Origin of the sequence: Microbispora sp. CL1-1 (assembly GCF_012034195.1) — a bacterium.
Taxonomy (GTDB): domain Bacteria; phylum Actinomycetota; class Actinomycetes; order Streptosporangiales; family Streptosporangiaceae; genus Microbispora.
The window spans coordinates 134097-147848 of the sequence record NZ_JAATEK010000007.1 but is presented as its reverse complement, the minus strand read 5'-3'; the positions used below and the strand labels follow the sequence as shown (position 1 = coordinate 147848).

Annotated in this window: 13 protein-coding genes; 9 read left to right on the top strand and 4 right to left on the bottom strand. The window is 72.4% G+C overall.

What is annotated here, in order from left to right; all coding sequences use genetic code 11:
* Positions 1–7 precede the first annotated feature (7 nt).
* The 3 genes from HCK04_RS11555 to HCK04_RS11545 all read left to right on the top strand — a co-directional run bounded on the left by HCK04_RS11555 (position 8) and on the right by HCK04_RS11545 (position 3251).
* Positions 8–1315: a homoserine dehydrogenase gene (locus HCK04_RS11555; RefSeq protein ID WP_142647167.1), complete on the top strand. Its 1308-nt coding sequence runs from the start codon at positions 8–10 to the stop codon at positions 1313–1315.
* A 330-nt stretch (positions 1316–1645) separates the two neighbouring features.
* On the top strand, positions 1646–2242 hold the full coding sequence (locus HCK04_RS11550) for a hypothetical protein (protein WP_142647166.1): 597 nt from the start codon (positions 1646–1648) through the stop codon (positions 2240–2242).
* Positions 2235–3251 (top strand): peptidase, encoded by a 1017-nt coding sequence (locus HCK04_RS11545; RefSeq protein ID WP_142647165.1) that lies wholly within the window; start codon positions 2235–2237, stop codon positions 3249–3251. The genes HCK04_RS11550 and HCK04_RS11545 overlap by 8 nt, the downstream gene beginning before the upstream one ends.
* 155 nt (positions 3252–3406) lie before the next feature.
* On the opposite strand, the gene HCK04_RS42200 is transcribed toward HCK04_RS11545, so the two are convergent.
* The 3 genes from HCK04_RS42200 to HCK04_RS42190 are packed head-to-tail and all read right to left on the bottom strand — an operon-like array spanning position 3407 to position 4308.
* Complete coding sequence (locus HCK04_RS42200) at positions 3407–3769, bottom strand: GntR family transcriptional regulator (RefSeq protein WP_142647164.1); 363 nt, start codon at positions 3767–3769, stop codon at positions 3407–3409.
* Positions 3763–4098, bottom strand: a complete 336-nt coding sequence (locus HCK04_RS42195) for a hypothetical protein (RefSeq protein WP_142647163.1) — start codon at positions 4096–4098, stop codon at positions 3763–3765. Before HCK04_RS42195 ends, HCK04_RS42200 begins: the two co-directional genes overlap by 7 nt.
* A 12-nt stretch (positions 4099–4110) precedes the next feature.
* The gene (locus HCK04_RS42190) at positions 4111–4308 is read right to left on the bottom strand and encodes a hypothetical protein (RefSeq protein ID WP_142647162.1); all 198 of its coding nucleotides are present in this window, start codon (positions 4306–4308) and stop codon (positions 4111–4113) included.
* 215 nt (positions 4309–4523) lie between these two features.
* Between HCK04_RS42190 and HCK04_RS11525 the strand changes: the two genes are divergently transcribed.
* The 4 genes from HCK04_RS11525 to HCK04_RS11510 all read left to right on the top strand — a co-directional run bounded on the left by HCK04_RS11525 (position 4524) and on the right by HCK04_RS11510 (position 9821).
* On the top strand, positions 4524–6005 hold the full coding sequence (locus tag HCK04_RS11525; protein WP_260617206.1) for a glycosyltransferase family 39 protein: 1482 nt from the start codon (positions 4524–4526) through the stop codon (positions 6003–6005).
* Positions 6006–6221: 216 nt separating this feature from the next.
* Positions 6222–6932: a polysaccharide deacetylase family protein gene (locus tag HCK04_RS11520; RefSeq protein ID WP_168065840.1), complete on the top strand. Its 711-nt coding sequence runs from the start codon at positions 6222–6224 to the stop codon at positions 6930–6932.
* A 115-nt stretch (positions 6933–7047) separates the two neighbouring features.
* Positions 7048–8163 (top strand): family 2 glycosyl transferase, encoded by a 1116-nt coding sequence (locus HCK04_RS11515; protein WP_205830106.1) that lies wholly within the window; start codon positions 7048–7050, stop codon positions 8161–8163.
* Positions 8160–9821 carry a glycosyltransferase family 2 protein gene (locus HCK04_RS11510; RefSeq protein WP_142647159.1) on the top strand — a complete coding sequence of 554 codons (1662 nt, stop codon included), beginning with the start codon at positions 8160–8162 and terminating at the stop codon, positions 9819–9821. Before HCK04_RS11515 ends, HCK04_RS11510 begins: the two co-directional genes overlap by 4 nt.
* 51 nt (positions 9822–9872) lie before the next feature.
* Here the strand turns inward: HCK04_RS11510 and HCK04_RS11505 are convergent, their stop codons facing one another.
* A complete protein-coding gene (locus tag HCK04_RS11505; protein ID WP_240971310.1) occupies positions 9873–11441 on the bottom strand; it encodes a glycosyltransferase in 1569 nt (522 codons plus the stop codon).
* A 187-nt stretch (positions 11442–11628) separates the two neighbouring features.
* Here HCK04_RS11505 and thrC point away from each other — a divergent pair, with 187 nt between their 5' ends.
* The gene (gene thrC, locus HCK04_RS11500) at positions 11629–12687 is read left to right on the top strand and encodes a threonine synthase (RefSeq protein WP_142647158.1); all 1059 of its coding nucleotides are present in this window, start codon (positions 11629–11631) and stop codon (positions 12685–12687) included.
* A gap of 41 nt (positions 12688–12728) precedes the next feature.
* Complete coding sequence (gene thrB / locus HCK04_RS11495; RefSeq protein ID WP_142647157.1) at positions 12729–13655, top strand: homoserine kinase; 927 nt, start codon at positions 12729–12731, stop codon at positions 13653–13655.
* Positions 13656–13752 lie beyond the last annotated feature (97 nt).

Sequence of the window (13752 nt, the reverse complement as noted above, 5' to 3'; positions counted from 1 at the left end):
AGGCATCGTGAGTAAGGCCAAACCGGCGCTCAGGGTCGCGCTGCTGGGCTGCGGCGTCGTCGGTTCGCAGGTCGTGCGCCTGCTCCGCGAGCAGTCCGACGACCTGGCCGCCCGTGTCGGCGCCCCACTGGAGCTGGCCGGCGTGGCCGTGCGCAGGCTGGGGCGCAAGCGGGACACCGACGTGGACCCCGCCCTGCTCACGACCGACGCGGAGGCCCTGGTCACCCGCGACGACGTGGACATCGTGGTCGAGGTGATCGGCGGCATCGAGCCGGCCAGGTCGCTGATCCTCGCCGCCATGGCGCACGGCAAGTCCATTGTGAGCGCCAACAAGGCGCTGCTGGCCGAGGACGGCGCGACGATCCACCGGGCCGCCCGCGAGAACGGCGCCGACCTCTACTTCGAGGCCAGCGTCGCCGGGGCGATCCCGCTGCTGCGCCCGCTGCGCGAGTCGCTGGCCGGCGACCGGGTGCGCCGCGTGCTGGGCATCGTCAACGGCACGACGAACTACATCCTCGACAAGATGGACTCCACCGGCGCCTCGTTCAACGACGCCCTGGAGGAGGCCCAGGCGCTCGGGTACGCCGAGGCCGACCCCACCGCCGACGTCGAGGGCTTCGACGCCGCAGCCAAGGCCGCGATCCTGGCCGGCATCGCCTTCCACAGCCGGGTGACGGCCGCCGACGTGCACCGCGAGGGCATCACGGAGATCACCGCGGCCGACGTCGCCTCCGCCAAGGGCATGGGGTACGTCATAAAGCTGCTGGCCATCTGCGCCCGCTCCGACGACGGCAAGACGGTCGGCGTCCGGGTGCACCCCGCCATGATCCCGAGGTCGCACCCCCTGGCCGGGGTGCGCGAGGCGTACAACGCCGTCTTCGTGGAGGCCGAGTCGGCCGGGCGGCTCATGTTCTACGGCGCGGGCGCGGGCGGCGCGCCGACCGCCAGCGCCGTGCTGGGCGACATCGTGGCCGTGGCGCGCAACCGCATCGCGGGCACGCGCGGGCCGGAGGAGTCGACGTACGCCGATCTCAAGGTCCACCCGATGGGCGACAGCATCACCCGCTATCACGTGTCGCTCGACGTCGCGGACAAGCCCGGTGTGCTCGCCCGGGTGGCCGAGATCTTCGCGAGGCACGACGTGTCGATCCAGACGGTGCGGCAGGAGGGGCGGGGCGACGACGCCCAGCTCGTGCTGGTGACCCACCGGGCCAGCGACGCCGCCCTGTCGGCCACGATCAAGGACCTGCGCGACCTGAACATCGTCCGCGCGGTCGCGAGCGTCATGCGGGTCGAGGGCGACGACACGCCCTGACACCGAAGGCGGAAACGTGCGCTGAAGGGACTCCCGGGTGCTCCACCCGGGAGTCCCTGTCACGTCTGCCGATCATGCCCGTACGGGTCCCGCGTCGCCGTGCGGCGGCTCCAGCGGCGTACGGCAGGCCCCCGGCACGGGCTCTTGCCGCCGCCACGCCATAACCAGCCGCAACCGTGGACGACGGGCCGCGCGTCTCCGGCCGTCGTCATCTGATCACAAAGGGTCTCCAGACACCGGCGGAATAACCCTGCCGCACGCCTCTGACCAGCCAGGATGTCACCCGTAATGCCTTAACGGGGACACCGCACGGATGGAGGAGATCGGCAGATGGGCAAGAGGAGCGTCGCCGCACCGGCGGCGGCTGTCGCAGGACTGGCGCTGGTCGCGGCGCTCATGGTCGCGTCCACGACGTCACCCGCCGGGGCGGCGGAATGTCCGGAGTCGACCACCTGTCCGACGACCATGACCTTCACCGTGAACGCCCCTGACGGCCTCACGATCACCGTGCCGAACGGACCCGTGAGCACCGGCAGCGGCGTGCCCGGCGACCCCATCAGCGGCCAGCTCGGCGCGGTCACCGTGTCCGACGAGCGAGCCGCGCTCACCGCGACATGGGTGGCCACGGTGTCGGCCGCGGCGGGAGGTTTCACCACCGGTGGCGGCACCGCCCCGGAGACCATCCCCAACAGCGACGTCCTCTACTGGTCCGGCGCGGCGACGGCCACGACCGGCACCGGAACCTTCGTGCCGGGACAGGAGGACGCGGGTGATGCCGAGTCGCTCGACGAGACGCGCACCGCGTTCAGCAAGACGACCGGCTCCGGCAACAACTCCGCCACGTGGAACCCCACCCTTGTCGTCAACGTCCCCGACGCGGCCGTCGCGGGCACCTACACCGGCACGGTGAACCACTCCGTTGCCTGACCGCACAGCCCGCAGGATCATCGCCTCCGGCCTGCTCGCGCTCGTGTCGTACGCCGCGGCCGTCTCACCGGCGGCGGCGTACGACCATGAGGGAGAGCAGGGGCGGTTCGGCATCCGGCTGCTGGAGATCCCCGAGAACCGGCTGGACGACCCGCGCTCGCACGCGTTCATCGTCGACCACGTGAACCCCGGCACCACCTTCACCCGGCGTCTTGAGGTCTTCAGCACCTCATCCGAGCCGCGGCACGTGACGGTGTATCCCGCCGCGGCACGGGTCGGCAACGGCGGGTTCACCTTCGCCCCCGGCCGTGCCGGCAACGAGCTGACCTCCTGGATCACGCTCGACCGTACGGAAGTGGACGTGCCGCCGCATGGTCACGTCCCGGTGACGGCCACCGTCGCGGTGCCGCCCACGGCGTCCAAGGGCGAGCGGTACGCGGTCATCTGGGCGGAGATCTCCTCGGCCTCGCCCGGCCCGTCGGGCAACATCGCGCTCGTCAACCGGGTCGGCGTCCGCACCTACCTGGACGTGGGCCCGGGCGGCGATCCGCCGACGAGTTTCCGGATCGGCGAGGTGACCGCCGGGCGCACCGACGACGGACGGCCCCGGCTGGTGGCCGAGGTCGGCAACACGGGGGAGCGCGCCGTCGACCTGGAGGGTGAGGTGCGGCTGTCGGAGGGGCCGAGCGCGCTCAGCGCCGGGCCCTTCCGCAGCGCCGGCGCCACCACCCTGCCTCCCGGCGGCCATGGTCAGGTGGCCGTGCTGCTGGGTGGCGACCTGCCCGCCGGGCCCTGGAAGTTCCGGTTCATCGTGCGCAGCGGCCGCGTCAGCCGTACGACGACCGGGACGATCACCTTCCCCGCGGCCGGGGAACGGGCGGTGGCGAAGGGCGATCCCAGTGTGCCGGTCCTCGCCGCCTGCGCCGCCGCGGCCATCGCGGCCGCGATCCTGCTGGTCATGAACCTTCGCCGCTTCCGCCGCCGCCCCCTGGACGGCGAAGCCGCCTGACCGGCGTAACGGCGAAGCCCGCGTGACCAGCCCAGCGGTGTCTGACCATCCCGACGTGAAGGTGCCAGACCTGCCCGGCGGCGAGGGTCGCGTGACCCGACAGCGCGTGATCGGCCCGGTGGCGTGGACGTCCTGGACGTTGCGCGAGGGGCGGGTCAGTGCTGCGCCAGGGCCCTGCGGACCGCGTCGAGGGCCTCCTCCTCGGAGGCCCCGAGATGCCGTACGGCCGCGGCGAACGCCTCGGCGGCCTCACGCAGGCGCAGCCGTCCGCCCTCGGCCGCGAGATCGGTGATCGTCGCCGCGCGGCCCCGGCGCAGCTCGACCAGGCCCTCGTCGCGCAGTTGCTGGTAGCCCCGCAGCACGGTGTGCAGGTTGATGCCGAGCGCGGCGGCGACGGCCCGCGCCGACGGCAGCTTGTCCCCGGGACCCGCCGCACCCCTGGCGACCGCCGAGCGCACCGAGGCCGCCACCTGGTCGGCCAGGGGCTGCGCCGAGGACGGATCGACGACGATCAGCACCCGGCGTCTCCCCTCGCGCGGGCGAGGGACGCGTTGACCAGCGCGGCGGCCGTCTCGGCGTCGCGGGTCGAATACAGGAACTCCCGCCCGTCGGGGAGCCGCAGCGCCAGCACCGGCTCCCGTCCGCTCACGTATCCCCACCCCCTGCTGCCGCCGATTATGCCGAGCCCCCTGCCGGACGCCTCCGGCCGCACCGACGCGAAGAGCACCGTGTCGTACGGCACGACCCGCCGCAGGCCGCCGAGCCCCGGCAGGCTGACCTCGACGCCGCCGTCGATGCGGAGCCGGGTGCGCGCCGAGAGGATCGCGGCGAGCCCCATCAGCGCCATGAGCGTCGCCCCCTACCAGGAGCGGGAGAGGTTGAAGAGCCCGAACCAGCCGAAGGCGAGCATCGCCGCCCCCAGCAGGAGCGAGCGCGGATACCAGGCGGACGCGGCGTAGACGGCCCGCCGGCCCGGCGCGAGCGGCAGCAGAGGCACTCCCAGGGGCGGTCGTGCGGCGTCCTGCTGAGGGCCGTGGTGCTGGGGGGAGTCGTACACGAGCCACCTCCCAAACTGTTTGCATGTCACTATAACAATCAAACAGTTCCGTGAGGAGTCCCCGCCGAGATCTCGTACGGTGGAGCCCGGCATGTCCGGAAGGCGGGGCGGTCGCGGGCAACGACTCGATCGGATAACGGCCCGCCGATCCGCGCGCCGGTGCGTGTTCGATGTCCTTTGACGTCGCCGAAATGATCAGATTCGTAGGGGGAAGCGTGGTTACGGGCGAGGCGGTCCGGACGTCCACTCACCGGGCGGATGCCGAAGCGAAGGACTGGCCTCGCTGGACACCGCTGCTCGCGGGCCTGCTGACCACCTGTGTCGCGATCTCCGGCACCACGGCGTCGCTGTCGGCCGACGAGGTGGCGACCTACAGCGCCGCGGTGGCCCGGCCGCTGAGCGGGCTGTGGGGGCTCGTCCAGCAGATCGACGGCCACTTCCTGCCCTACTACCTGCTCATCCACGTCTGGTCGTGGCTGGGGGAGGCCGAGTGGTGGCTGCGCCTGCCCTCGGCCCTCGCGGCCGGGGTGGCGGCGGGTTTCCTGGCCGACCTCGGCCGCCGGCTGGCCGGTCCCCGCGCGGGCGTGCTGGCCGCGGCGCTGTTCGCCATATTGCCGTCGGTGTCCTACCACGGCGCGAACGCCCGGCCGTACGCGTTCGCGGCGGCGGCGGCCGTCATCTCCGCGTGGACGCTGCACCGGGTGGCCGAGGCGCCCACCGGCTCCCGGACCCGCTGGTACGCGGCGTCGGTGGCCCTCCTCGGCTGCACCCACCTGTTCTCGGTGCTGGTGCTCCCGGCCCAGTTCCTGGCCGCCCTGCTGGTGCTGCCCCGCCGTACGTTCCTGACCAGGATCGTTCCCGCGACGGCGGTGGGGTGCGTCCCCCTCGCGATCCTCGCGCTGGTCGGCTGGGGCGAGCGCCACGCGATCAGCTGGATCGCGCCGCACGGGCCCGACGTGCTGCTGAAGTTCCCCAAGCACGCGGCGGGCTCCGACCTCGCCGGGCCGCCGCTGTTCGCCCTCGCCGTCGTGGGGGTGGTGATCCTGCTGCGCAGGTCGGTGCCCTGGGGCGTCCTCGCAGGCGGCTGGCTCGTCCTCCCGCCCGTGCTGCTGCTCATGGTCGACATGCTGGTGACCCCGGCCTACGTGGACCGTTACGTGTTCGTCGCGGCACCTGCCCTGGCCCTGGCGGCAGGCGTGGCGCTGGCCTCGGTGCGCCTGGCCCCCGTCCCCTTCGCGCTGGTCAGCGTGCCCGTCGTGCTGGCCGTCGCGGCGCTGGGGCTGCCCGCGCAGGCCGACTATCGGCAGCGCAACGGCCACTACGACGACTTCCCCGGCGCGCTCGGCGTGATCCAGGCACGGGAGCGCCCCGGCGACGCCATCGTGTACGGCCAGAGCCGGCTGCGCACCGGCTTCGTTTACTACGGCCGGGAGAAGCTGCCCGACGACGTGCTTCTCAAGGGGCAGGGCCCCGCCTTCGAATACGTGGAGCGGGACGACCTGGCCGAGGCCCTGGCCGGGCACCGCCGGGTCTGGGTGGTCTGGCGGGGGACGAAGCAGGCCGGGCTGACGGGAAAGAAGATCCCAAGGGTGGCCTCCGTACGCGCGGCCGGATACCGTCTTTCGACGGCCTGGCATTCCGCGGAGCTGCCGGGCCTCACCGTCGCACTGTTCGAGCGCGCTCGTGGCAAGGGCTGAGCGATGTGGACCGTTTCATTACGGTTGGACATCGCGTTCAAGAGCGGTTGCCGTGAGTGAGTAAAGTTCTTCTCCATGCGACTTACGGTGAAGAGACTTATTCCGGCCTGTCTCCTAACCGCGGCGTCGATCGCGGGACTCCAGCACACTGCCGTCGCGGCGGCAGGATCGGCCGTCCCGGCGCACGTGACACAACAGGGAGCGCGGGCGGCCGGGGTGCCGACAGTGGTCCTCACCTTCGACGACAGCACGGTCGACCACCTCGCCGTCGCCAAGATGCTGAGCAGGCGCGGTCTCAAGGGCACCTTCTACGTCAACAGCGGCCGCCTCGGCAAACGCGGCTTCCTGAGCGTGGCCGCGGTGCGGGCCATCGCGAAGCTGGGCCACGAGATCGGCGGGCACACCCTCCATCATCCGCATCTGCCGGAGGCGTTCGACGCCGCCCAGCAGGCGGAGATCTGCGACGACAGGCGGGCGCTGCTGAAGATGGGGTTCGCCGTGCGCTCGTTCGCCTATCCGTTCGGGGCCATCGACGAGTCGAGCAAGCGGATCGCGATGGGCTGCGGCTACAACAGCGCGCGTGACATCAACGGCCTCTACCGGCCCGACAGCTGCCGTGCCTGCCCGGTCACCGAGACGATCCCGCCCGCGGACCCCGCCGCCGTACGGGCCACGAGCCAGTCGCGCCTGCCGCGTACCGCCCGCACGCTGCGCGAGTTCGTCACCCGCGCCCAGCAGGAGAAGGACCCCGGCATGGTGACCTTCGTCTTCCACGAGATCAAGAACGAGCCGCGGGACCAGTACGCGACGGCGCCCAAGGAGTTCGCCGCCTTCATCGACTGGGTGGCCAAGCAGCGGAAGGCCGGGAAGATCGACGTGCGGACGATGGGCGACGTGGTCGGCGGGGGAGTGTCGCCCGTGCCGTGATCCCGTCGCGCCGCGTCACAGCCAGTGGTCAGGTGACCTTCACGGTCACAGGGATTCACAAGGTTCGGCTGATACAAGTTGACGAGCCTGTAAACGGACGCGCAGGAGGGACACCGTGACGGTGACGACCGGCATCTGCTCGCCGTACGGCTTCACGCGCGGCCCGACCGAGGAGACCGCGACGCTGTCCTGGGACGACGGGCGGTGGTCGGTGGGAGGCCGCCCGCTGGCCGTCCCCCCGGAGGCCGACGACGTCGCAGCCCTCCGGCCGCTGCGCGGGCTTCGCGTGGAGTGGCCGGAGCGGCCCGCCGCCGGGGCGTTGGAGGCGGTCGCCGCCCTGGCCGCCGCGGGGGTGCCGCTCACCGGCCAGGACCCGCCGGGGTGGGTGCGGGATGCCGATCCCGTGCTCGCCGGCCTGATCACGGCCTGGACTCCCGAGGCCGACGACGGCAGGCCCGACTCGGTCGCCGACCTGCGCAGGGAGGAGCACAGCGTGCGCCTGCGCAGGCACGCGCTGCGGGCCGCGGGCGTCGGCACCGGCCTCGCCCCGGTGACCGTCGTCATGGCCACGCGGCGGCCCCACTACGTGGCCCACGCGCTGCGGCAGCTCGCCCGCCAGCGCGGCGTCGGCCTTGAGGCGATCGTCGCCCTGCACGGGTTCCCGGCCGCGCGGGTGCGGGAGGCGCTCGCGGAGTTCCCCCACCCGATGACGGTCGTCGAGGCCGATCCGGACGCGCCGCTCGGGGCCGTGCTCAACATGGCGGCGGCACGGGCGTCCACCGGCATCGTCACCAAGTGGGACGACGACGATTGGTACGGTCCAGAGCACCTGGCCGACCTGCTGCTCACCATGGCCTATTCCGGCGCGGAGCTGGTCGGGACCGCTCCGGAGTTCTTCTACCTCCAGCCCCTCGACGCGACGATCCGCCGCGTCGACTACAGCAGCGAGGTGTGGGCCGACCACGTCGCGGGCGGCACGATCATGCTCGGCCGTGAGACCTTCGAGCAGGCCGGCGGCTTCGGGGAGCTGGACCGCGGCGAGGACGCGCACCTCCTGCGGGCGGTCGCGGCGGCCGGCGGCCGGGTCTACCGCACCCACGGCCTGGGCTACGTCCTACGGAGATCGGTCGGCGCCGAACACACCTGGAACCTTCCTCTTGCCCACTTCCTGCGAGTAGCCGCGAACCAGTGGCGCGGCTTTCGCCCAAGTGTGATGTTGGAAGCACCATGACGCCACGCATAAGGGGAAACGACTACACCGTCCTTCGGCCGCCGGCCCTCGGGTCGTCGTGGACACCCCGTCTGCGGGTCAGCGTGGTGATCCCCGCCTACGCCGATCAGGCCAAGCTCGATCTCACGCTCGCCGGGCTGGCCAGGCAGACATATCCGGCCGACCTGCTCGAAGTGATCGTGGTCGACAACGGCACCGAGCCGCCGCTGCGCCTGCCGGAGATCCGGCCCCGCGACACGCGGCTGCTGGTCTGCGCGGCGCCGGGCCGGGCCAGGGCCCGCAACACCGGCCTGGCCGCCGCGACGGGCGACGTCATCCACTGGATGGACTCCGACGTCGTGCCCGAGCCGGAGGAGGTGGAGGCGCACATGCGCTGGCACCACCTCGCGCCCTATCTGTCGGTCACCTCCTACCTGCGCTTCACCACCGCCCCGCTGCCCGGCCCCGCCGACGTCGCGCGTACGGACGACCTGGCGAAGCTCTTCGAGCCGGCCGAGCCGCACGCCTGGATCGAAGACCTGGTGGAGCGGTCGGACGGGCTGGTCAACTCGCCGCGGCCGTTCAGCATCCACATCGGCGGCGCGTCGTCGGTCTCCGCCCGGCTGTTCGAGCGGGCCGGGCCGATGGACCCGGAGATGATCCTCGGCCAGGACACCGAGATGGGATACCGGCTCGCCCAGGCGGGCGCGGTCTTCATCCCCGACCCGCAGGCCAGGGCCTATCACCTCGGCCCGTCGATGCGCATGCGCGACAGCGCGCCGATCAGCCGGGTCAGCCACGCCCTGGTGACCGATCGGGTGCCCGGCTATCGGTGGCTGCGCACCCATCCCTCCCGCCAGTGGAAGGTCCCGCAGGTGGAGGTCCTGGTGGACGCCACCGCCGGGTCGTACGACGAGGTCAGGGCCACTGTGGACGGCGTGCTGGCAGGCACGGTGACCGACCTCGCCGTGGTGCTGACCGGCCCGTGGGACGAGCTCGCGCCCGAGCAGCGCGCGCCGCTCAAGGACCCGAACCTCGACCTCGTGCTGCTGCGGGCCCACTACACCCACGAGGGCCGGGTGCGGCTGGCCACCACGGTGCCCGACACCCAGTCGCCCTACCGCCTGCGCATCCCGCCCGGCTGGGTGCCCGAGGAGGACGGTCTCGGCCGGCTTCTCGACGTGCTGCGCGGCCGGGAACGCGGCCTGGTGAGCGTGCTCCTGGCCGAGAACGCCGAGGGCGTCACCGCCGCCCGGCTGGAGCGCACCGAGGCGTTCTCCCGCGCCGCACTCGTCGCCGAGGAGGGCGAGGACCTCGACGACGCCGTCGACGAGATGTTCGGCGTCTACTGGGTCGACGGCGAGACCTTCGGCTTCCGTACGGCCGAGGAGGCTCCGGCCTTCATGAGCGCGCGCGCCGCCTATCGCAAGCGGGTCAAGGCGGAGGCCGAGGTCGAGCGGCTGACCAAGGAGGTCGAGCGGCTGCGGGAACAGGTGACCAAATGGCGCGGCGAGGCCGGGCGGTGGCGCAAGTCCGCCGTCGAGTTCCGCCGTGAGATGGGCACCCTGCGGCGGCAGGTCTCGGTGCTGCGCGGGCAGGTCTCGGCGCTGCACCGCACCCGGGGCCTGCGCGGCATCGCCCGCGGCCTGCGTCGCCCTTTCACGTTCAAGAAGACCTGACCCCGCCCCCGCCACCGCTCAGGGCGGGGCAGCGATCCGGGGCGCTGCGGGTCAGGAGCGGCGGAACAGGCCGCGGCGGCGCGGCGCCGCCGCCTCCGGTCGCGGGGCCTGGGCCGCGGCCGGTTTCGGGCTCGCCGTGGCCTGTGGCTTGCCGGCGTTCGGCGGGGTGGATTTCGGCGCGGCCTGTGGCACGGCCGGTTTCGCCGCCGCCGCGGGAGGCGTCTCGAACTCGCTTGCCGCGGCGTGCCGTACGCCGTGGGTCTGGGCGATCACGCCGGCGGGGTCCTCGCCCGGCGCGGCGAGCCGGCGGGCGCGCGCGACGGCCTCGGTCCGCTCCAGGGTGGCCGTGCCTCCGCCGGGCAGGTCGAGGACCAGCAGGCCGATGCGCTCCTCCAGCATCGCCTTGACCGCCCGCTCCAGCAGGGCCGGAGCCGGAGGGCTGCCGACGGGCGCGGTGTAGCGGAAGGGGACGGGCGCGGCGGTCGGCGCCGCCTGGTCCGCGAACCGCACCCGCGCGTCGTGCCCGAACGCCGCCTTGACCAGGGCGAGATCGAACGCTCCGGTCCCCGGCGCCCACCTGCCTCCGCCGTCGAGCGACGACCACGGGCCGGCCAGCGTGACCACGACGTCGGTGAGCGTGCCGCGCAGCACCGCGTCGACCGCCGCGACGATCGCCCGTTCGTCCGCCCCGGTGACGTCGAAGACGACCTCCACGTACGGCACGAGCCAGCGCCGGCCGGGCTCCTTGCGCAGGTCACGGCGGAGCGGGACCCGGTGTGCCAGGTGGGTCTCGACGAGCCGGACGATCGACTTGCCGTGCTCGCCACGCTGGGCCGGCAGGCCGAGATGCACGGCACGGGCCTCCATGTCGGGAACGAACACCGCCCCCGCCTGGGCGAGCCGGTAGGCGAACTCGGTGTCCTGGCCGCGCACCACCTCGGGATCGAAGCCCCGGACGTCGTCGAGCAGGGCCCGCCGCAGGGAGACCGTCGGGCCGGTGCACACCTGGTAGGGGTTCTTGCTGGCCCGCAGGCCGTCGAGGCGGCGGATGGTCTCCTCGGTCGAGCTGGACACCAGCGCGGACGGGTCGAACAGGTCCTCGGGCGAGCCGTGCCGTACGGCCTCGTGGACCTGCGCCGGAGTGAGGGCGGGCTCCTCGGCGAACTTCTTGCCGCCGATGGTGACGAGATAGTCGGTGAGGTGATGCCAGCGGAACAGCGCCTCCAGGTGCTCCCGCGAGATCACCATGTCGGCGTCGAGACGCTGCACGATCTCGCCCTCGGCCGCCGCGATGCCGGCGTTCATCGCGTGTCCGGCGCCCCATCCGCCGGGCGGCACGACCACGACGCGGGTGTTGTCGGGCCGCAGGTCGGGCAGGCGCAGCGGAGGGTCGCTGCGGTCGTCCACGACGATCACCTCGATGAGGTGCGCGGGATAGGTCTGCGCGGCCAGCGCGGCCAGCGTCAGGTCGAGGCGGTGCTGCCCGCCGTGCGCGGGGATGACGACACTCGCGCTGAGCGTGGGCGTCCACTCGCCGATGGGCGGTGGCGTGAGCGGAGAGTAGTCGTTGTGGCGAATCCGCGGCCGGGGCTGGGGCTCCATGCCCGTCAGGTGGGCCAATCCTCGTCCTTCACAGCGTTGGTCAAAAGGTTGCTCCACCCTAGCGAAAGCGGCCGACGGTTCCCTAAGGTGACGCCCAATATGTCCATTTGGTGGACAACGGAGTCCGCACGTCAGACGGTTGGCCGTAGACTCGGTGACCGATACCCCTGGTGACACGCGTACGCGCGCGTGGGAGGAGCGACCAATGTTCAGGGCTTGGCGTGGCCTGATCGAGGAGTACCGTGACCGTCTGCCGGTCTCCACGACGACGCCAGTGGTGACCCTGCTCGAGGGCGGCACGCCGCTCGTCCCGGCCAGGCGGGTGTCCCAGATCACGGGCTGTGACGTCCACCTCAAGGTCGAGGGTCTCAACCCGACCGGCAGCTTCAAGGACCGCGGCATGACCGTGGCGATCAGCAAGGCCGTCGAGGAGGGCGCCCAGGCCGTCATCTGCGCGTCCACCGGCAACACCAGCGCCTCGGCCGCCGCCTACGCCGTACGGGCCGGGCTGACCTGCGCCGTCCTCGTGCCGCGCGGGAAGATCGCGATGGGCAAGCTCGCCCAGGCGCTGGTGCACGGCGCCAGGCTGCTCCAGGTCGAGGGCTCGTTCGACGACTGCCTTGAGATGACCAGGAAGCTCGCGGAGACCTACCCGATCGCGCTGGTCAACTCCGTCAATCCGCACCGCCTGCAGGGTCAGAAGACGGCGGCCTTCGAGATCGTCGACGCGCTCGGCGACGCGCCCGACGTCCACTGCATCCCGGTCGGCAACGCCGGCAACATCTCGGCCTACTGGATGGGCTACAAGGAGTACGCCGAGGACGGCCTGGCCACCAAGCGCCCGCGCATGCTGGGGTTCCAGGCGAGCGGCGCGGCGCCGCTGGTCGGCGGCAGCCCCGTGACCCACCCGCAGACGATCGCCACGGCGATCAGGATCGGCAACCCCGCCTCGTGGCGGCTCGCCGAGGCCGCGCGCGACGAGTCCGGCGGCGACATCCAGGCCGTGACCGACCGCCAGATCGCCGCGGCGTACAAGCTGCTCGCGCAGGAGGAGGGCGTGTTCGTCGAGCTCGCCTCCGCCGCGAGCGTCGCCGGCCTGCTCCAGGCGCACGAGCAGGGCCTGCTCACGCCCGGGCAGCGGGTCGTGTGCACCGTGACCGGCAACGGCCTGAAGGACCCCGACTGGGCCATCTCCGGCGCCCCGGCGCCGGTGACGATCCCGATCGACGCCTACGCCGCCGCGGCCGCGCTCGGACTTGCCTGACCGGCCCCTATTCCCGCCCATAAAAGGGTTCAGGTGACGAATTGACGGACAGTCACGGCGTCGTCGTACGCGTGCCTGCGACGAGCGCCAACCTCGGCCCCGGTTTCGACAGCCTCGGCCTCGCCCTCGACCTGTACGACGAGGTGGAGGCCGAGATCTCCGGCTCGCCCGGCGTGCGGATCGAGGTGGAGGGCCAGGGCGCCGGTGAGCTGGACGAGGGCGAGGGCCACCTCGTCGTCAGGACGATGCGGGCGACGTTCGACCGCATGGGGTTCGCCCAGCCGGACGGCGTCGCGCTGCGCTGCCGCAACCGCATTCCGCACGCGCGGGGGCTCGGCTCGTCGTCCGCGGCGATCTGCGCCGGCATCCTCGCCGCCCGCGAACTCGTACGCGCGCGGGGCGCGGGGGATCTGCCGGACGCGGAGGTGTTCGCGCTGGCCACGGAGCTGGAGGGGCATCCCGACAACGTGGCGCCGTGCCTGGCGGGCGGACTCACCATCGCCTGGACCGACCAGTCGGGGGTGGCGAGTATGGTGAAACTGAGTCCGCACGAGGACGTCCGGCCGGTGGTTTTGATCCCGGATTTCCGGTTGTCCACGGAGGAGGCTCGGGGGCTGCTGCCGAAGGACGTACCGCATTCCGACGCGGCGGCCAACGCGGGGCGGGCGGCTCTGCTCGTCGCGGCGCTCACGCAGAGACCGGAACCGGATCTCCTGCTCGCCGCCACCGAAGACCGTCTGCACCAGTGGTACCGCGCTCCCGCGATGCCCCGCACCGCTGAACTGGTGCGACGGCTCCGCGAGGCCGGGGTGCCCGCCGTCGTCTCGGGGGCCGGTCCGACGGTTCTCGCACTGACGACACGGGACACCGAGGATTTGATCGCGCCAGAAGTGGGTAATGACTGGCACATCCAGCCAATGAACGTCGACCCGCTTGGTGCGTACGTTCGGTTTCCCGAGACACGCTGATGCTTCTTCGACCTTCAGGGAATAGCTGTGCGCGCTGGTGATGTTAGGCTGATAGCCGCACCAGGTGCCCCCGTGTTGGGTGCGTGCTTGTCATTCG

Bases quoted from the DNA above. Each gene is read 5' to 3' on its own strand.
- HCK04_RS11510 (WP_142647159.1), top strand. From the start codon at position 8,160: ATGACGCCACGCATAAGGGGAAACGACTACACCGTCCTTCGGCCGCCG.
- HCK04_RS11550 (WP_142647166.1), top strand. From the start codon at position 1,646: ATGGGCAAGAGGAGCGTCGCCGCACCGGCGGCGGCTGTCGCAGGACTG.
- thrC (WP_142647158.1), top strand. From the start codon at position 11,629: ATGTTCAGGGCTTGGCGTGGCCTGATCGAGGAGTACCGTGACCGTCTG.
- HCK04_RS42195 (WP_142647163.1), bottom strand. From the start codon at position 4,098: ATGGCGCTGATGGGGCTCGCCGCGATCCTCTCGGCGCGCACCCGGCTC.